The organism is Duganella sp. GW821-FHT01E12, assembly GCF_059422325.1.
Genome location: NZ_JBWKWR010000002.1, coordinates 997,262 through 1,013,933, shown reverse-complemented (window position 1 = coordinate 1,013,933; position 16,672 = coordinate 997,262). Strand labels below are relative to the sequence as shown.

The window sequence follows — 16,672 nt, the reverse complement described above, 5'->3', positions numbered from 1 at the left end:
ATGCCATGAGCGAGAAAAGCACGACATCATCCCTGATCACCACACTGACCACCGCGCTGGCGCCGGCCATCTGGGGATCGACTTACATCGTCACCACGCAGCTGCTGCCGCCCGACCGGCCCTTTATCGCCGCGCTGCTGCGCACCCTGCCGGCCGGCGTGCTGCTGCTGGTTTTCGTGGGCCGGCTGCCGCCGCGCGCCGAGTGGGGCCGGCTGGCGGTCCTGTCGGCGCTGAACATCGGCTTTTTCCAGGCGCTGCTGTTCATCGCGGCCTATCGTCTGCCGGGCGGCTTGGCGGCGGTGGTCGGCGCGATCCAGCCCTTGCTGGTCATGGGCCTGGCCTGGCTGCTGGAGCGGCGCCCGCCGGCGCGGCTGGCCGTGGGCGCCGGCGTGCTGGGCGTGCTGGGGATGGCGGTGCTGCTGCTGTCGCCGGGCGCCGCGTGGGACGCGGCCGGCATCGCGGCGGCGCTGGCCGGCGCGGCCTGCATGGCGGCCGGCACCTATCTCACGCGCCGCTGGCGCAGCGAACTGCCGGTGCTGGCCTTGACCGGCTGGCAGCTGCTGCTCGGTGGCCTGATGCTTGCGCCACTGGCCGTGCTGATCGACCCGCCGCTGCCGGCGCTGGGCGCGGTGCAGGTGCTGGGCTATGCCTATCTGTCGCTGGCCGGTGCGCTGCTGGCTTATGCCTTGTGGTTCCGCGGGATCGCCCGGCTGTCGCCGGTGGCGGTGTCCTCATTGGGCTTGCTGAGTCCATTGGTCGCGGTGGTGCTGGGCTGGGCCTTGCTGGGACAGGCGATGAGCGGCCTGTCGCTGGCCGGCCTGGTCACGGTACTGGCCAGCATTCTGGCGGTGCAACGGGCTTCCGCGCAGCCCCGCTGATACGCGCTTTTCAACCACTCACAGAGAGAACTAAATGAACATCAAACACCTGATCGAATCGCGCATCTCCGCCAACCGTTTCGACACCAGCCGCGCGCTGAGCGACGCCGACATCTCGGAGCTGGTGCGCCTGGCGACGCTGGCGCCGTCGGCCTACAACTTCCAGAACTGGAGGTTCATCGCGGTGCGCACGCCGCAAGCGAAGGAGCGCCTGAAGGAGGTCGCCTTCGGCCAGCAGAAGGTGGCCGATGCGCCGGTCACCTTCATCGTCGTCGGCACCCTGGACGCGCACGCAGGCCTGCCGCAGGCGTTGAAACCGTCGGTGGACGCCGGGATCATGCCGCAAACGGTCGCCGATGTGTGGGTGGGCATGGCGCTGCACACGCATCCCGGCAATCCGCAGCTGCAGCGGGACGAAGCGCTGCGTTCCGCCTCGCTGGCGGCGATGACGATGATGCTGGCCGCCGAGGGCATGGGGCTGGCCAGCAGCGCCATGAGCGGATTCAACGCCGCCGGGGTGAAACGCGAATTCAACCTGGGCGAGTCCGACGTGCCGGTGATGCTGCTGTCGATCGGCTACGCCGCCGCCGGCAACTGGCCGCAGAAGCTGCGCAAGCCGCTGCAGGAAGTGATGGAATTCGTTTGAGCCGCGTCATGGCCGCACCGGGAATGGCTGGATTTTCCCGGCGCGGCGGCGCAGAATGCTGACTTCTTTTTCACGACAGGGCAGCGAACATGGCGCAGACTTTCCACAAGCAGTCGATTGGCTTCAATCCCTTCCTGAGCACGCGCGACTGGATAGTTTGGGGGTGTCTGGTCGCCGGCTTCCTTGCCGTCGCATTGTTGGCCAGTTACTGGGAGCCGAGTGCGCTCGTGCGGGGAGTGCTGGTCGGCGCGTGCGTAGGCCAATTGCCCTCGCTGTTGATGTGCCTTCCGGTGCGCGGCACCGTGGATGCGGCTGGGGAGACGGCCTTCGTCGGCCGCGTGCAGCAATTCGGTTTCGTCCCTGCGGGCGAAACCGATGAGGGCCGCATCTTCAACTACAAAGGCCCACGCTGGATGCGCTGGGATTCCAACCGTGTCGTGATCCGCCGCGCCGACGGCGTGCTGCATGTCACCGCGCCGCTGTACTTCTACGACCGGCTCAAGCGCATGCAGGCATAAGGCCTACTTGCGCAGGCCGAACGGATCGTCGATGCTGTGCGCCGGCTCGGTGAACCATTTCGGGCCGTTCTCCGTCATGTAGAAGTGGTCCTCGTGGCGCACGCCGAATTCGCCGGGGATGCAGATCATCGGCTCGTTCGAGAAGCACATGCCCACGTCCAGCGGCGTCTTGTCGCCGCCGACCAGGTAGGGCCACTCGTGGATATCGAGGCCGATGCCGTGGCCGGTGCGGTGCGGCAGGCCAGGCAGCTTGTAGCCGGGGCCGAAGCCGTCGGCCTCCAGCGAACGGCGCGCCGCCTGGTCCACCTGCTCGCACGGCACGCCCAGCTGCGCCGCGTTGAAGGCAGCCAGCTGCGCTGCCTTCTCGCTGTTCCACACCGAGCGCTGACGCTCGCTGATCTCGCCGTACACATAGGTGCGCGTGATGTCGGAAATGTAGTTGTGCAGTTTGCAGCCTGTATCGATCAGCACAGTGTCGCCCCGTTGCAACGTTTGCACATAGCTCACGCCATGCGGATACGCGGTCGCCTCGCCGAACAGCACGATCACGAAGTACGAACCGGACGCGCCGACCTTGCGGTGCGCGCGGTTGATGAACTCCTCCACTTCGGTCGTGGTGATCCCTTCGCGCAGCATGCTGGCGGTGGCCACGTGCACGGCCAGCGTCATGTCCTTGGCGCGCTGCATCAGCGCGATCTCGTTGGCGGACTTGCGGGTGCGGCAGTGCGCCGTGACCTGGCGCGCGTTCTCCAGCGCGTAGCCGTCGGCCAGCGGACGGATGCCGTCGTAGATGAAGAAGGCCGCGCTCTCGCAGATGCCGATGCGCGGAGCTGCGCCGCCGGCTGCGGCAGGCGCGATGCCCATGCGCTTGAGCGTGTCGATGAACAGCTGGTATGGGCTCTCATGCTCGTGCCACGTATTGACGTTGCCCTCGATCCGCATGAAATCCTTCAGCGTGCTCTCCTCGAAGGCCGGGGCGATGTACTCCACCGCGCCGCTGGCCGGCAGGATGGCGCCGACCATGCGCTCGCTGGCGCTCCACTTGGTGCCGGTGAAGTAGGTCATGTTGGAGCCGGCGTTGACGTAGATCGCCGCGATGCCCTGGTCGCGCATGTAAGCCTGCGCGCGCGCCAGTCGCTGGAGGTGTTCGTCCTTGCCGATGGGGACAGCGCCCCCGGTCATGTCGGACAGCGAGGCCAGAGCCTCTTCCATGGTTTTTCCGCCAATAGTCATTTTTATATCCCTGGTGTGATTTGCGTGGCCGCGCGGATCTTGGTCTGCGCCAGCCGACGATCATAGCAGTTTTGCCCGCGCCGCCAAGTCACAGGCAGGTAATAGTCCGATGCTAGTGTGCCGAATTCCGCATCCACCTTCAGGACTCATTTATCATGTCGTTCGTCTCCCATTTTCGCCCACGCCAATTGCTGATCCCCACCGCCATTGCCATCATGCTGACCGCCGTTGCCTGCGGCGGCGACCAGCCCGCGGACGTCGTCGTGCCGCCGCTGCCGGCCGGCCGCTGGATCGCCGGCGACCTGCACACCCACACTACGCAGTCGCCTGACACGGACGTCAGCCAGACGCTGGACAAGGTGCTGGGCAAGGCCTTCACCAGCTATGGCCTGGACTGGATGGCGGTCAGCAACCACCTGCGCCTGTCGTCGCGCGACGAAAAGGGCGCGTCGCTGCCGGCGGGGATTCCGCTGTCGCTCGGCGTCGAACGCTACGAGATCCCGCGCGTGCAGGCCTTGCAGGCGGCCGGCACCTACGCCGACAAGTTGATCTTCTCCGGCTTCGAATGGGACATGCCCACCCATGACCACATCGGCATCGGCCTGTTCGAGGGCGGCGACAAGCTGGCCTCCAGCACCAAGGGCATGAAGGAGTTCGAATACCTGTTCACCACCCGCGACCCGGCGCTGTTCGATGCCGCCGATGTCGCCGCGTGGAAGGTCAAGTACGGCGCCAACCGCTACAACGCCAGCGCCGACGACGCGCTCAAGGCCATCAGCTGGTTGAAGGACAACTACCCGGACACCAGCTACGCCGTGGTCAACCACCCGTCGCGCAACAAGGGCAGCTACACCGTCGACGACTTCCGCCGCTTCAACGACATCGCGCCGAACATCGTGTTCGCCATCGAAGGCATGATCGGCAACCAGATGGAGCCCGACCGCGGCGGTTACACGGCCGCCTACACGCCGGAGAACGCGCCGCTGCGCGCCTACGGCGGCGTCGATTACGTCGTCGCCAAGGTCGGCGGCGTGTGGGATGCGCTGCTCGGCGAGGGCCGCCGCATCTGGAACCTGACCGATTCGGACACCCACTTCAAAATCGTCGGTGGCAACAGCAGCGGATACTTCCCCGGCGAGTACGCGAAGAACTATGTCTTCAACAGCGCCCAGGGCAAGCCGGCCGCCAGGGATCTGCTGCAAGGTCTGCGCTCGGGCAAAATGTTCTCGGTCTACGGAGACTTGATCAACGCGCTGGACTTCAACCTGGCCAGCAGGGACGACCGCAAGGAGATGGGCGGCGAATTGAAGGTCGTCAGCGGCGACAAGGTGACGATCACCATCCGCTTCAAGTCGCCGGCGAAGAACAACTACGAGAAGCCGGTCGACAGCGGCACGGCGGCCAACGTCAAGCCGGTGGTCGACCATGTCGACCTGATCGTCGGCGACGTCAATGCCAAGGCCACGCCGGGCAGCGCCGCCTACAGCGTGGCCACCAACGCCAGCACGCGCGTGGTGAAGCGCTTCACCAGCGCGGACTGGAAGGTCGATGCGGACGGCTACTACAGCATCAGCTACGAAACCACCGCCAGCAAGAACCAGTACTACCGCCTGCGCGGCACCAACCTGGGCACCGACGTCGCCGGCCTGACCCAGGACGGCGAACCGCTGGCGGACCAGCGCACCGGCACCGCCGACAACACGGCGCGCTTCAACGACATCAACGACCGTAACTACCGCAGCCTGTGGTTCTATTCGAACCCGGTGTTCGTCAGCCTGCGCTGATTACTTCGTCAGCAGGCTGACCTTGTCGACCACGAAGGAGGTCTGCTTGCCGCTGTCCTCGCGCATGACGAAGGACAGCGTCACCGTGCGGCCCTTGAACGCCGACAGGTCGAAGCTGCGGATCTGGTAGCCGTCGGCGGCGTCGAGGTTGGACCAGTTGGCCAGCGTGCGCAGCACCGCGCCTGTGCTGCTGCGCACTGTGACGGTCAGCCGGTCGTAGACCCTGTGGGCGGTTTCGTCCGTGTCGATGTGCAGCGCGAAGGTCAACATCGCCGACGCGGCGTTTGACGGTATCGTCACGGTCTGGGTCAGCGTTTCGATCGCATAGAAGCCGTTGCCGCCCATCCAGGCGTAGCGCGTGCCTTCGTAGGCCTGCTGGCCGGAGAAGCTGCCGATGTCGCCGGTGCTGCCATGCCAGCCGGTGGTGCCGTTTTCGAAGCCGCCGTTGGTCACCAGTTCGTTGCCGCCGCCGGCGGCCACCGTCAACGTCGCCTTGGCCGAGGTGGCGCTCTTCGGCGGCGATGACGCATCGCCGACGACCGCGTTGAACATCGCGCCGTTGTCGGACAGCTGCGCGGTCAGCGAGTAGGTGGCCGAGGTGGCGCCGGCGATCTCCGCGCCGTTGCGCAGCCACTTGTAGGAGTAGGGCGGTGTGCCGCCGCTGGCGGCCACGCTGAACGACGCGGTGGCCCCCGGCGCCACGGTCACGCTGGCCGGCTGCGTGGTGATCGTGAGGTCGCCGCCGGTGGATCCGGTTTCGTCGACGTCCGCGCCGACGTTGATCGCCGCGTACGCGCGCTGCACCGCGATGGCTTCCTTCGAGCCGGCGCCGTACAGTTCCTGCGCCGATGCCAGCACCTTGGCGCGGGCATCGGCGTAGTTGGTCGTCGAGGTGAACTTGGTGGTCAGCGATTTGAACCAGATGCGGTAAGCCTTGTCGTTGCCTATGCCGGTCATCGCGGCCGGATTCTTGACCAGGTACTTGCTGTAGTAGTCGGTGGACGGGTCGGCGCTGGAGCCCTGCGACAGGAAGTAGTACATGCGGTTATTCGGCCCGCTGGCGTAATGCACGTCCAGGTATTTCAGGGTGCTGCTCCACGCATCGGGGCTGCTGCCATCCTTGCTTGGCTTGTACAACCAGCGCAGCGGCTGGCCGCTCTTGCTGATCTCCTTGCCCATCATCCAATCGTTGCCGGTGGCCGGGATCACGCTGCCGGCGCCACCATTGCGTGCGTAAGCTTCGATCATCTCGCCGCCGATGTCGGAGTTCGATTCGTTCAAGCCGCCCGATTCGCCGGAGTACACCAGGTCCGCCGTTGACGCGGTGACGCCGTGCGACATCTCGTGCCCGATCACGTCGATGGAGCCCAGGCTGTAGAAGGTGTCGCCGTCGCCGATGTACATGCACTTGCAGCTGTCGTCGTAGAAGGCGTTGTCGTAGGAGGTGTCGACGTGGGCGGCGATGTAGGTGGCGGTGTTGTTCCCGTCCAGCGAGTGCCAGCCCAGCGCGTTTTTCAGGCCGTCGTAGGTGTTCATCAGGCCCCACAGCGCGTTGACCGCGGCGGTCTGGCCGTTGGCGTTGGTGGTGCTGCCGCCGTTGTAGTTTTGGCCGTCGCCCCAGACGTTGGTGCCGTTGACGTAGATGCTGCCGGGGTCCGGGTTGTTGGCCGAACTGTGGTTGGCGTTGGTGATCGCCATGCCGCCGAATTTTCCGCCGGTGCCGCGCGTATCGTCCAGCATCTGGTAGCCGCTGGCGGTCTGCGAGGTATTGATCGGCACCACGCCGTTGTACTGGCTGTTGCCGGTGCCGACCACCGTCTTCAGCGCCTGCCACTGCGCGATGATGGCGCCGGTCATGGCGTTGACGACGGTGTCGAAGTAGACCGGCTTGCCGTCTTCGGCCAGGCGCAGCTTGACGTAGTAGGCCAGCTCGTAGCGGTCCACCACTTCTTCCAGGTCCAGCGCATTGAGGTCGGCCTCGGGCTTGCCGGCGGCGGAGGGCATGCGCACCGTCTTCATGACCGGGTAGATCAGCAGCTCGGCGCTGGGTGGCCAGCGGTTGGTGCCGCGCGGCGCGATGGACTTGGTTGCCACGGCGATGGCGTCGCCGGCGCTCAGCTTCGGCGCCATGTCGCTGACGGAGGCCGGCGCCAGGCCGGCGGCCAGCTGGCCGCGCCGGTCGGCGGTGGAGACGCTGACGATATTGCCCGCCGTGTCGGTGACTACCACCGACTCCGAGCCGAACACCCGCAAGCCCCTGTACGTGTGCTGGGCGCGGACGATCTTCTGTCCGGCCACGCCGGGATGCAGGCTGCCGATGCGGAAGCTCAGGTCCGGCGGCACGCCGCGCGCGGCGTCCATCGCCGCCAGCTTCGCGACCAGGCCGGAGCTGTCCTGCGGCGTGAGCGTGTTGACCGGAGGGGCCATCAGTTGGTCTGCCGCGAGCGTCGCGGTGGCGGCCAGCAGCGACGTCGCGGCGGCGACGGCGGTGGTGGCGGTGAGCAGGCGTGTACGCAGGATCATCTCATCCTCCCAATTTCAACCATTCCAGCTGGCATCGAATGATGTCGCCGATTCCGCATGGCGGATGAATCACGCTAGATCGCGGATGGGCGGGGCGTTCTGTCCCATATCAAGAAGTTCGCAACAAGTCAGCGTTTGGCGTCGGCGTTCTGCGGCACCGTGAACAGGTCGTGCGGATAGGTGAACACCCAGTCGGCGTAGCGCTGCTTTTTCGCCAGGCCGGCGTCGTCGTCGTCGAAGTTTTCCTGCTTGATGGGGCGCTGCGCGGAGGTGGAGCGGATGCCGACGATGCGGCCCTGCTGCAGCACCAGCGCCCAATCGGGCTTGCCGGTGACCGGGTCGTTGTACAGGCGGCGCAGGTGGCGCTTGGCGCTGGGGAAGCGCGGGTCTTTCAGCAGCTCCTCCAGCGTCAGCGGATACTGGCCGGCGCCGTTGGCCTTGGTGTAGCCCTCCAGCGCGTGGCGGAATTCATGGCCGATGAACAGCAGCTCGCGTTCCTTGTCGCGACGCATGGCGGTGGCATACAGGTCGGCGGCGATGGTCAGGCCCACGCCCATGAAGGCCACCAGCATCAGCGTCCACAGATAGGCGAAGCCGCGCTGCCGCCTACAGCTGTTCGTATGGCGTGCCATCGCGCGTTTTTCCTTTGGCGCCGCTGCGGATGTCGGCCACGCCGGGTTTTTCGGCGTCGGCGGACGGCAGCAGCAGCCAGGTGGTGGCCGATTCCGTCACCGGGTCCAGCGGCACTTTGCGGAAGTAGCGCTGCGTGACCAGGTCCGCCAGCGCCGCCGGGTACTCGCCCTTGTCGGCGTAGTATTTGTCGATGCCGCTGCGGAGTACTTGCAGGTTCTCGCGCAGCGCCACCTCCTTCGATTTGTCGACCGAACTGAAATAGCGCGGCAGCGCGATGGTCAGCAGCAGCGAGATGATCGCCAGCACCACCAGCAGTTCGACCAGCGTGAATCCCTTGTTGCGCTTCATTGGCGTCACCATTGTTTGAGGGGGATGCCGTTCAGGCCCATGACGGCGGAGCGCGAGCCGACATCGAACACGTCTTCGCCTTCGGACGGATTGTCCGGCGGCGAGGCGTAGGAGCGCAGCGCCCAGCCGGCGCCGTTGCTGTCGGCCGGTGCGAAGGGATCGCGCGGTATGCGGCGCAGGAAGTACATGTTCTGCTTGCGCGGGCTGCGCTGGTCCGGCACGCCGGCGACCAGGTCCTCCAGCTTCTTCGGGTAGCCGGAATCGCCCATCGACAGTTTGATGCGGCCGTTGTCGGCGGCGCGCTTGTAGGCGTCGATGGCTTCGCGGATCTCGATCAGCGCGGCACGCAGCTGGTGCTCCTTTTCGCGCTGCAGCGCCACCTGCGCCATCGGCGCGGCCACCATCGCCAGCGTGGCGAGGATGGACAGCGTGATCATCAACTCGATGAAGGTGAAGCCGCGTTGACCCTTGCGTTGCATGGCTACTGGCCTTTCTTCGGCGGCGTGTAGTGCACGGGATTGACCGGCTCCGGCTTGGCCGGCGGCGTCTGTGGCGCGGCCGGCGACGGCGGTGTGTCGCCGCCGGTCATGCCGGAGCTGCCGGTCATGGACGTATCGCCGGGTGCCAGGGCCGGCGCCGCATCGCGTGGCGTGGGCGCCATGTCGGATGCCGTGTCGGGCACGGAGGCCAGCGTGGTGCCCAGCTGGCTGCGGCCGCCGATGTCGGTTTCGGTGCCGGAATTGAACTCCGCCGCCGACAATTCCGGCCGGCGGATGGAACGCAGCACGCGCGGCGTGATCGACAGCACGATCTCGCTGCGGGTCGAATCGTCCTTCTGGCTGCCGAACAAGCGGCTCAACACCGGCAGCTCGCCCACTCCGGGCACCTTGTTGGCGGTGGTGCGGTCCTCGTCGCTGATCAGGCCCGCCAGCACCTGCGTTTCGCCGTCCTTCAGGCGCAGCACGGTGGCCGCGCTGCGCGTGCCGATCTGGTAGGCCTGCGTGCCGGATTTGCTGACGATCTCCTTGACCACGCTGCTGACCTCCAGGTTGATCTTGATCGCCACTTCGTCGTCCAGGTAGACGTTGGGCTCCACGTCCAGCTTGAGGCCCACGTCCACGTAGTTCACGCTGTCCGAGCTGACGCCGTTGTTGGTGGTGACGGTGATCACCGGCACGCGGTCGCCGATCAACACCTTGGCCTTGTCTTTGTTGCGCACGCGGATGCGGGGATTGGCGAGGATGTTGCTGTCGGTGTCGTTCTTGTTGGCGTTGATGGTGACGGTGCCGAAGCCCACGCCGATCCTGTCGCCGTTGATCTTGCGCAGGTCGCCCACGTTCAGCGCGCCGTACTGGCCGCTGCCCAGCAGGGTCAGGCCGACGGTGTCGGGCCAGCGCACGCCCAGCTCCTGGATGCGCGAGCGCTTCACTTCCAGCACCTCCACTTCCAGCATCACCTCCGGGTCGGCCACGTCCTGCACGGCGATGATGCGTTCGGCCATGCGTATCATCTCCGGCGTGTCGCGCATAATGATGGTGCCGATGCGTTCATCGGTGACGATGTCGCGCGCCTTCAGCAGCGTCTTGAGCGAGAAGGCCACTGTCTTCACGTCGGAGTTCGCGAGGAAGAAGCTGCGCACCAGCAGCTGCTGGTAGTCCTTCTGCTTTTGCGGGTTGTTCGGGTAGATGGTGATCGAGCGGTCGCCGGTGACGCTTTGTTCCAGCTGGTTGGCGCTCAACAGCATGCCGATGGCTTCCTCGATGCTGGTGTCGCGCACCGAGATGGTGGCGCGCAGGTTGGGATCGACGTCGCGGTCGAACACGAAGTTCAGGCCCGATACCTTGCTGATGAAATCGAACACGGCGCGCAGCGGCGCGTCGCGAAACTCCAGCGTGACCGGCTTGCGGTAGGCCATCGCAAGCCGTCCGCTGGCGGGGCGCAGGCGGGTCTGGGCATCGCTGATCTGGGTCTTGAGCCGCAGCAGATCGCGCTGGTTGGGACGTTCCACCAGCAGGGGGCGCAGCAGCTCCTGCGCCTGCGCCAGATTGGCGTCGCCGCCGCGCTGCAGCAGCGCCTCCGCTTCGCCGATGGCCTGCTGGTGGCGCTGGTCCTGCGCCAGCGCGGCCTTGCCCTGGCGCGCCACCAGGTTGGCCGGGTCGATGGCCAGCGCCTGCTCGTACAGCGCGCCGGCTTCGGCGGCCTGGCCTTTCAGACGCAGCGTGTCGGCGCGGCTGTTCATTGCGTTGACCAGCTTGAGTTTGCGGTTCAGCAGGACGATGCGGTATTCGGCGTTGTGCGGGTCGTCGCGCGAGGCCTGTTCCAGCTTGGCCAGCCCCTGGTCGATCTGGCCGGCGTCCAGCAGGGCGTTGCCTTCCTTGAAGGTCTGGCTGCCGGCGCAGGCGCTCAGCAGCAGTGTGACGGCCAGCAGGTGCAGGCAATGGGCGGTTGGCTTCAATTGGTGTCCCCTACGACTAAGGTTTGTTTTTGGTTGAGCGGCAGGTAGACGAAGTTCATCGTATTGCCGCTGACGCTGTCGAGCAGGTAGCTGTCGTTGACTTTTTCACCGGGACGGGCGACCACGTTCTGGCCGTCGATTTGCAGGAAGTAGGCGGTCTTGCCTTCGTCCGTGAAGCGGCCCATGAACTGGAAGGGCAGGGCCGGCGGGCCGGATGGCGCGCCGGCCTGCTGCGCCGCCTGTTGCGCCAGCGCCTGATCCATCATGATTTTCTTCGGCGTCTCCGGCGCCCAGCTTTGCTTGGCGAAGACGTTGCCCATCTCGCCGTCCGCCACGCGCGGGTGGATCTGCAGGTCGATGCCGTCCGCGCCGGGGGCGGGCGCGCTGGCTGTTGCGGCGCCTGCGGTGTCGGCTGGCGGTGCTGCGACGGCCACCGGCGCAGGCGCGGCGGCTGCCGGCGCGGCTTCGCGCGTGGTGGCGGCTGCGGGGCCGACCACGCCACCGTCCTGGTCGGGCGCGAACCACGCGGCCACCAGCGTGGCGACGGCGGCTGCGCCGATTACGATCTTCCTCATCGCCGCGCCTCCTGCCGCACCAGCAGCACGAACTGGATGCGCGCCTCGATCTCGCCGGACTCGATCTGTTCGCGCTTGAAGGCGACCGAATCGAGCGTCAGCGTCGGCAGCGCCTGCAGTGCGCCGATGAGGAAGGTTTGCACGCTCGCGTAGTCGGCTTTGACCGGCAGCGTGATGCGATAACGTAGGAAGCCGGCCTTGGCGTCCGGCTCCGGCTTGTATTCCGCCTTGTTGAGCGCTATGCCGCTTTGCTGCGCCACCTTCACCAGTTCCTTGAGCTGGTCGGGGATCGCGTCGTGCGCGGGCAGGTAGGCGTAGAACGCGGCCACGCCGCCGGCGGCGGTTGGCGCGGGCGTGTGCGGGATGGCGGCGGCGCGGGCGGCGGCGTTGAGCTGCCGCGTCAGGGCGGTCTGGCGCAGGTCCAGCTGTGTCGCGTGCCATTGCGCCAGCACGGCCAGCAGCGCGCAGGCGACGCCGGCCACCGCGCCGGGACCGGCCTGGCGCAGCAGGCGGCGCGTTTGCCACGCGAGCCGTGGCGCGAGATTGGGCGCGAGCTTCAGCTTGGGCAGCGCGCCGGATTTTATTGCCGCCATTGGGCCTCCAGCTGAAAGTGATACGGCCGTTCGCCGGCGCCGGCCATCATCTCGTGCTTGATCAGGTACACGGAGCGGAACATCGGCTGCTGGTTGAGGAAGGCCAGGTAGTTGATCATGTCTTGCGCGGTCTCCGCTTCGGCGGCGATCTTCAGCGCGCCCGATGGGGCGGCGGTGTCGGCGCCGTCCTGCGGCGCTTGGCCGTTCAGGTCCAGCGCCAGCAGGGCCACGCGCACGTCGGCCGGCGCGACGACGGCCTTGATCACCCGCGTGACCGGCAGGTTGAGCTGGCGCACCGCTTCGGCCACGGCCTTCACTTGCAGGTCAAGTTCGTGCTGCTGCGCTGGCGCCAGCGCGGGGCGCGTGAGGCGCGTCGGTTGCGTGGCGGCTGTTTGCGCGTCCACCCGCGCTTCCAGGCGGTTGACCGTTTGCAGTTGCGAGAGCCAACTGGCGGCGGCGGGCAGCAGCATCAGCACGCCGACGGCCAGCAAGGCGAGTCGCCAGCCGGTCGGCTGCGTAGCGCGTGGCAGGAAGTTCAGGCGCGTCATGCCGCCACCTCCGGCTCGGCGGCGGTTGATGGCGCTTGCGCTGCCGGCGTGACGACGGTGGCGTGTTCGCCGAAGGGATTGGCGTTCAACCGGAAGCGCGATGGCAGCGCGTCGGGCACCAGGTGCAGCGCGGCGGCGGCGGACGGCGCTACCGCGGACGCGGGCGCCGGCGGCAGCGCGCTCAGGTCCGTGATGGCGATTTGTTCGATGCTGGCCAGTTCGGGCGCGCGCAGCGTCCAGCGTTGCCAGGCTTGCGGCAGTTCGAGCCGCCATGCCTCGCTGGCCGGCTGCGACTGGATCGCGACGATGCGCTGGTCGCGCAGCGCGGCCATGGTGATGCGGCCTGGCTCGATCAGCGCCAGCGCGCCGGTGGCGGCGGCTGCGTCCTTGCGCGGTTGCTTCGGTGGCGGCGTCTCCAGCGCGCGCAGGGCGGTGCCCAGCAGCGGCTCGATTACGCGGCAGGTGCGGCCGCATTCGGCGGCGACATCCTTCAGCGCTTGCAGCAGCGTGCTGTCGACGCCGCAGACCAGCCGCGTGTGGCCGTATGGCGCGTCGTCGCCGACCACGCCCCAGCCGCGCGCATTGTCGCCGTACAGGGCGGCCAATTGCGTTTGCAGGAAGCGGCTGGCCGACGGTTCGGACAGCAGCGCGTCGCTCCACGGCGCCAGCACCAGCTGGCTCCAGCGTCCCGACAGGCTGACCTCCAGCGGCAGCCTGGCCGCCGCGATATCCGGCTGCTGCAACAGCGCTCGCAGCGCGTCGATGGCGGCCTGCCAGTGGCCGCCGGTGCCGGCGCTATCGACGGCGATCTGCTGCGCGCTGCCGTCCACCAGGCGCCCGCCATGGCGGACCACGCACAACAGCTGCTGCGGCGACAGCAGCACGCGCAGCCTGCGCTGCGCCAGCGGCGCCCAAGCGCCCCGCGACGCGAACGGCGCCAGCCGGGCAAGACGTTCAATAAGTGACACGATTGAGCTCCAGTAAAGTCGTTTCCCCCTGCCGCACCAGATCCAGCCCGGCGCTGCGCGCCAGCCGGAAGCCCATGGTGGCCGCTTCCTCCTTCATGCGGCTCACCGGCGCCCGGGTGCAGATCATCTCGCGCATGGCGTCGTTCAGTATCAGCACCTCGGCCACCGCCTTGCGGCCCTTGTAGCCGGTGCCGCGGCAATGGCCGCAGCCGCCGCCGGCCTTGAAGCGCCAGTCGCGCACGTCGTCGGCGCTCAAGCCGCTGTCGGCCAGGTCCTGCGGATCGGGCGCCACCTCCACCGCGCAGTGCTCGCAGTTCAGGCGCAGCAGCCGCTGGGCGACGATGCCGTTGAGCGCAGCCGCGAAGCTGTACGGGTCCACGCCCATGTGCAGGAAGCGGCCGACCACGTCGAACACGTTGTTGGCGTGGACGGTGGTGAACACCAGGTGGCCGGTCAGCGAGGCCTGCACCGCGATCTGCGCGGTTTCGTCGTCGCGGATCTCGCCGATCATGATCTTGTCCGGATCGTGGCGCAGGATGGAGCGCAGCCCGCGCGCGAAGGTCAGCCCCTTCTTCTCGTTGACGGGAATCTGCAGCACGCGCGGCAGCCGGTATTCCACCGGGTCCTCGATGGTGACGATCTTGTCGCGCCCCGTGTTGATCTCGGTGATGGCGGCGTACAGCGTGGTGGTCTTGCCCGAGCCGGTCGGCCCGGTCACCAGCAGCATGCCGTGCGGCTTGGCGGCCAGGCGGCGGATCTGCGCGATGGCGTCGCCGTTCAGGCCCAGGCTCTCGAGCCGCAGCGCGGCGGCGGCCTCGGTCAGCGCGCGCCGGTCCAGCAGGCGCAGCACCGCGTCCTCGCCGAAGATGTTGGGCATGATGGAGACGCGGAAGTCGATCTCGCTGCCCTTGACGCGCACCTTGAAGCGGCCGTCCTGCGGCACGCGGCGCTCGGCGATGTCCAGCTCCGCCAGCACCTTGATGCGCGAGATGATCTGCTCGGCCATCTGCAGGCCCTGCACCGTGCCGGCCTGCACCAGCACCCCGTCCACCCGGTACTTGATCACCAGGCTGGCCGCGTCGCATTCCAGGTGGATGTCGCTGGCCTGGAACTTCAGCGCGTCGTAGATGGTGGAGTTGACCAGCTTGACCACCGGGCTGCTGTCCTCGCTGATGCGGATCAGCGAGATGTCCTCGATGGTCTGGTCCAGGCCCGCCGTCTCGCCGTGGCTGCCGTCCTCCATCATGTCCTGCATGGCCTGCTGCACGCTCTCCTGCTGCACCAGGTAGGCCGCCAGGTCGTCGGGATGGGCCAGCGCCACCGTGTAGTCGCAGCCGATGGCGTAGCCGGCCCACTGCAAGGTGTCCTCGGCGAAGGGATTGCCGATCACCAGCACCGGCACCGCGCCGGCCGCGCCGCCTTCGCGCAGCAGCACGCAGTCGCGTTGCGCGCAGTCGGTGTAGGACAGCAGGTCGAAGGCCGGCAGCGCCGCCTGCAGTCTGCCCATCGGCCAGGCCGGATAGCAGAACAGCGCGGCCAGCTGGCGCGTGAGTTCCTCCGGCGTCAGGCCGCAGGCTTCCTGCAGCAGCGCCATGGTCGGACGGCCCTGCGCCAGCGCGGCGGCGCGCGCTCCGTGCAGCATCCCGGGGCTGAGGACAGCCGGTTCGCGTGCGTTCATGACAGGCTCCCCGCCAATTCGAAGATCGGCATGTACATCAATACGACCACCCCGCCGATCACCACGCCGATCACCGTCATCAGCACGGGTTCGAGCAGGCGTGAGGCCCAGTCCACCCAGCGCGCGAATTCCTCGTCGTGGAACTTGGCCGAGCGTTCCAGCATGTCGCCCAGGCGGCCGGTGTTCTCGCCCACCTTGAGCAGCGACTGCGCCACCGGCGTGGCCAGCGCGTTCTGTTCCAGCGCGGTGGAAAACGGCAGCCCCTGTTCGACCGCGCGGCGCGTCTGCACCAGCTGCACCTGCTGCGCCGGCAGTAGCATGGCGCCGGTCATGGCCAGCGCCTTGGCCAGCGGTATGCCGGCGTGCAGCAGCAGCGACAGCGCGCGGTAGAAGCGCGCCAGCCTGAACTCGGCGGCCTTGGCCGACAGCACCGGCAGCCGCAGGATGGCCAGCACCAGGCGAGCGCGCAGCGCGGCGTTGCCCAGGCCGAGCACCACGCCCAGCACCACCCCGGCCAGCGCGCCGGCGCATAGCCAAGGATGCGCGGCCAGCGCCTGGCCGAACGACAGCAGCAGGCGCGAGGCCCACGGGATCTCGCGCCCCGAGCCTTCGTACACCACGCTGAACTTGGGCACCACGTAGCCCATCAGGAACAGCGTGACCAGCGTGCCCACCACCAGCAGCATGGCCGGGTAGATCGCGGCCGAGACCAGCTTCTTGCGGATGGCGTCGAATTGCAGCTGGTAGCCGACGAAGCGCGCCAGCGCCTCCGGCAGGTTGCCCGAGCGCTCGGCCGCGTGCACGGTGGCGACATACAGTTCGGGGAAGACGGCCGGAAAATCGGCCAGCGTGTCGGAGAAGCTTTTGCCCTGTTGCAGCGAGCGCTGGATCGCGGCCAGGGTGGCGCGCGCGCCGCCGCGGGTTTCCTTGTTGAGCAAGGTGGCGGTGGCTTCGCTCAGGTTCAGGCCCGCTTCCAGCAGGGCCAATAGCTCCTGGCTGAATTGCAGCAGCGGGAAGGGCTGCTTGCTCAGGCGCGCGGGCGCGCGCGCCCCCGCACCCGTGGATTCGGTACCGCCGATGGCCAGCACGCGCCAGCCGTTGCGCGCCGCCTGCCGGATCGCGTCCGCCTCGCTGGCGGCGTCGATCGCTATGGTTTGCGGGCCGCCCGGCCCGCCCTGCACTTGGAGATGGTACTGCATTGCATGCGTACTGCCTTAAACACTCGATCAGCCGGAAAAAAACGAGGCGGCGATGGACTGCCGCCCCGGCAAAAAACAGCCCCGTCGGGTCGG

General features: G+C 67.5%; 16 protein-coding genes. 4 read left to right on the top strand and 12 right to left on the bottom strand.

Annotated elements, in window-relative coordinates; genetic code table 11:
- The first annotated feature begins 5 nt into the window (after nt 1-5).
- The 3 genes from AC07WS_RS09775 to AC07WS_RS09765 all read left to right on the top strand — a co-directional run bounded on the left by AC07WS_RS09775 (nt 6) and on the right by AC07WS_RS09765 (nt 2,042).
- Nucleotides 6-878, top strand: coding sequence for an EamA family transporter (locus AC07WS_RS09775; RefSeq protein ID WP_494728844.1), 873 nt, complete (start codon nt 6-8; stop codon nt 876-878).
- 34 nt (nt 879-912) lie between these two features.
- Complete coding sequence (locus AC07WS_RS09770) at nt 913-1,524, top strand: nitroreductase family protein (RefSeq protein WP_494728843.1); 612 nt, start codon at nt 913-915, stop codon at nt 1,522-1,524.
- Between the two features lie 89 nt (nt 1,525-1,613).
- Entirely contained in the window at nt 1,614-2,042 is a 429-nt protein-coding gene (locus tag AC07WS_RS09765) for a hypothetical protein (protein WP_494728842.1), read from the top strand.
- 3 nt (nt 2,043-2,045) lie between these two features.
- On the opposite strand, the gene AC07WS_RS09760 is transcribed toward AC07WS_RS09765, so the two are convergent.
- A complete protein-coding gene (locus AC07WS_RS09760) occupies nt 2,046-3,275 on the bottom strand; it encodes a M24 family metallopeptidase (protein WP_494728841.1) in 1,230 nt (409 codons plus the stop codon).
- Between the two features lie 155 nt (nt 3,276-3,430).
- On the opposite strand from AC07WS_RS09760, the gene AC07WS_RS09755 reads away from it, so the two are divergent.
- Entirely contained in the window at nt 3,431-5,059 is a 1,629-nt protein-coding gene (locus AC07WS_RS09755; RefSeq protein ID WP_494728840.1) for a CehA/McbA family metallohydrolase domain-containing protein, read from the top strand.
- On the opposite strand, the gene AC07WS_RS09750 is transcribed toward AC07WS_RS09755, so the two are convergent.
- From AC07WS_RS09750 to AC07WS_RS09700, 11 genes are all read right to left on the bottom strand, one after another.
- Nucleotides 5,060-7,582 carry a M4 family metallopeptidase gene (locus AC07WS_RS09750; RefSeq protein ID WP_494728839.1) on the bottom strand — a complete coding sequence of 841 codons (2,523 nt, stop codon included), beginning with the start codon at nt 7,580-7,582 and terminating at the stop codon, nt 5,060-5,062.
- Nucleotides 7,583-7,710: 128 nt separating this feature from the next.
- Nucleotides 7,711-8,214: a type II secretion system protein gene (locus AC07WS_RS09745; protein WP_494728838.1), complete on the bottom strand. Its 504-nt coding sequence runs from the start codon at nt 8,212-8,214 to the stop codon at nt 7,711-7,713.
- Nucleotides 8,189-8,563 carry a type II secretion system protein gene (locus AC07WS_RS09740; RefSeq protein WP_161085347.1) on the bottom strand — a complete coding sequence of 125 codons (375 nt, stop codon included), beginning with the start codon at nt 8,561-8,563 and terminating at the stop codon, nt 8,189-8,191. The genes AC07WS_RS09745 and AC07WS_RS09740 overlap by 26 nt, the downstream gene beginning before the upstream one ends.
- A 5-nt stretch (nt 8,564-8,568) precedes the next feature.
- Nucleotides 8,569-9,042, bottom strand: a complete 474-nt coding sequence (locus AC07WS_RS09735; protein WP_494728837.1) for a type II secretion system protein — start codon at nt 9,040-9,042, stop codon at nt 8,569-8,571.
- 2 nt (nt 9,043-9,044) lie between these two features.
- On the bottom strand, nt 9,045-11,018 hold the full coding sequence (locus tag AC07WS_RS09730) for a secretin GspD/PilQ domain-containing protein (protein WP_494728836.1): 1,974 nt from the start codon (nt 11,016-11,018) through the stop codon (nt 9,045-9,047).
- Complete coding sequence (locus tag AC07WS_RS09725) at nt 11,015-11,593, bottom strand: hypothetical protein (protein ID WP_494728835.1); 579 nt, start codon at nt 11,591-11,593, stop codon at nt 11,015-11,017. The genes AC07WS_RS09730 and AC07WS_RS09725 overlap by 4 nt, the downstream gene beginning before the upstream one ends.
- Nucleotides 11,590-12,186 carry a hypothetical protein gene (locus AC07WS_RS09720; protein WP_494728834.1) on the bottom strand — a complete coding sequence of 199 codons (597 nt, stop codon included), beginning with the start codon at nt 12,184-12,186 and terminating at the stop codon, nt 11,590-11,592. Before AC07WS_RS09720 ends, AC07WS_RS09725 begins: the two co-directional genes overlap by 4 nt.
- Nucleotides 12,174-12,734, bottom strand: coding sequence for a hypothetical protein (locus AC07WS_RS09715; RefSeq protein WP_494728833.1), 561 nt, complete (start codon nt 12,732-12,734; stop codon nt 12,174-12,176). The genes AC07WS_RS09720 and AC07WS_RS09715 overlap by 13 nt, the downstream gene beginning before the upstream one ends.
- Nucleotides 12,731-13,702, bottom strand: coding sequence for a hypothetical protein (locus AC07WS_RS09710; protein ID WP_494728832.1), 972 nt, complete (start codon nt 13,700-13,702; stop codon nt 12,731-12,733). Before AC07WS_RS09710 ends, AC07WS_RS09715 begins: the two co-directional genes overlap by 4 nt.
- A complete protein-coding gene (locus AC07WS_RS09705; RefSeq protein WP_494728831.1) occupies nt 13,689-15,380 on the bottom strand; it encodes a GspE/PulE family protein in 1,692 nt (563 codons plus the stop codon). The genes AC07WS_RS09710 and AC07WS_RS09705 overlap by 14 nt, the downstream gene beginning before the upstream one ends.
- On the bottom strand, nt 15,377-16,579 hold the full coding sequence (locus AC07WS_RS09700; protein ID WP_494728830.1) for a type II secretion system F family protein: 1,203 nt from the start codon (nt 16,577-16,579) through the stop codon (nt 15,377-15,379). Before AC07WS_RS09700 ends, AC07WS_RS09705 begins: the two co-directional genes overlap by 4 nt.
- Nucleotides 16,580-16,672 lie beyond the last annotated feature (93 nt).

Bases quoted from the DNA above. Each gene is read 5' to 3' on its own strand.
- AC07WS_RS09725 (WP_494728835.1), bottom strand. From the start codon at position 11,593: ATGAGGAAGATCGTAATCGGCGCAGCCGCCGTCGCCACGCTGGTGGCC.
- AC07WS_RS09735 (WP_494728837.1), bottom strand. From the start codon at position 9,042: ATGCAACGCAAGGGTCAACGCGGCTTCACCTTCATCGAGTTGATGATC.
- AC07WS_RS09755 (WP_494728840.1), top strand. From the start codon at position 3,431: ATGTCGTTCGTCTCCCATTTTCGCCCACGCCAATTGCTGATCCCCACC.
- AC07WS_RS09770 (WP_494728843.1), top strand. From the start codon at position 913: ATGAACATCAAACACCTGATCGAATCGCGCATCTCCGCCAACCGTTTC.
- AC07WS_RS09745 (WP_494728838.1), bottom strand. From the start codon at position 8,214: ATGGCACGCCATACGAACAGCTGTAGGCGGCAGCGCGGCTTCGCCTAT.
- AC07WS_RS09775 (WP_494728844.1), top strand. From the start codon at position 6: ATGAGCGAGAAAAGCACGACATCATCCCTGATCACCACACTGACCACC.
- AC07WS_RS09750 (WP_494728839.1), bottom strand. From the start codon at position 7,582: ATGATCCTGCGTACACGCCTGCTCACCGCCACCACCGCCGTCGCCGCC.
- AC07WS_RS09765 (WP_494728842.1), top strand. From the start codon at position 1,614: ATGGCGCAGACTTTCCACAAGCAGTCGATTGGCTTCAATCCCTTCCTG.
- AC07WS_RS09700 (WP_494728830.1), bottom strand. From the start codon at position 16,579: ATGCAGTACCATCTCCAAGTGCAGGGCGGGCCGGGCGGCCCGCAAACC.
- AC07WS_RS09760 (WP_494728841.1), bottom strand. From the start codon at position 3,275: ATGACTATTGGCGGAAAAACCATGGAAGAGGCTCTGGCCTCGCTGTCC.
- AC07WS_RS09720 (WP_494728834.1), bottom strand. From the start codon at position 12,186: ATGGCGGCAATAAAATCCGGCGCGCTGCCCAAGCTGAAGCTCGCGCCC.
- AC07WS_RS09705 (WP_494728831.1), bottom strand. From the start codon at position 15,380: ATGAACGCACGCGAACCGGCTGTCCTCAGCCCCGGGATGCTGCACGGA.
- AC07WS_RS09740 (WP_161085347.1), bottom strand. From the start codon at position 8,563: ATGAAGCGCAACAAGGGATTCACGCTGGTCGAACTGCTGGTGGTGCTG.
- AC07WS_RS09715 (WP_494728833.1), bottom strand. From the start codon at position 12,734: ATGACGCGCCTGAACTTCCTGCCACGCGCTACGCAGCCGACCGGCTGG.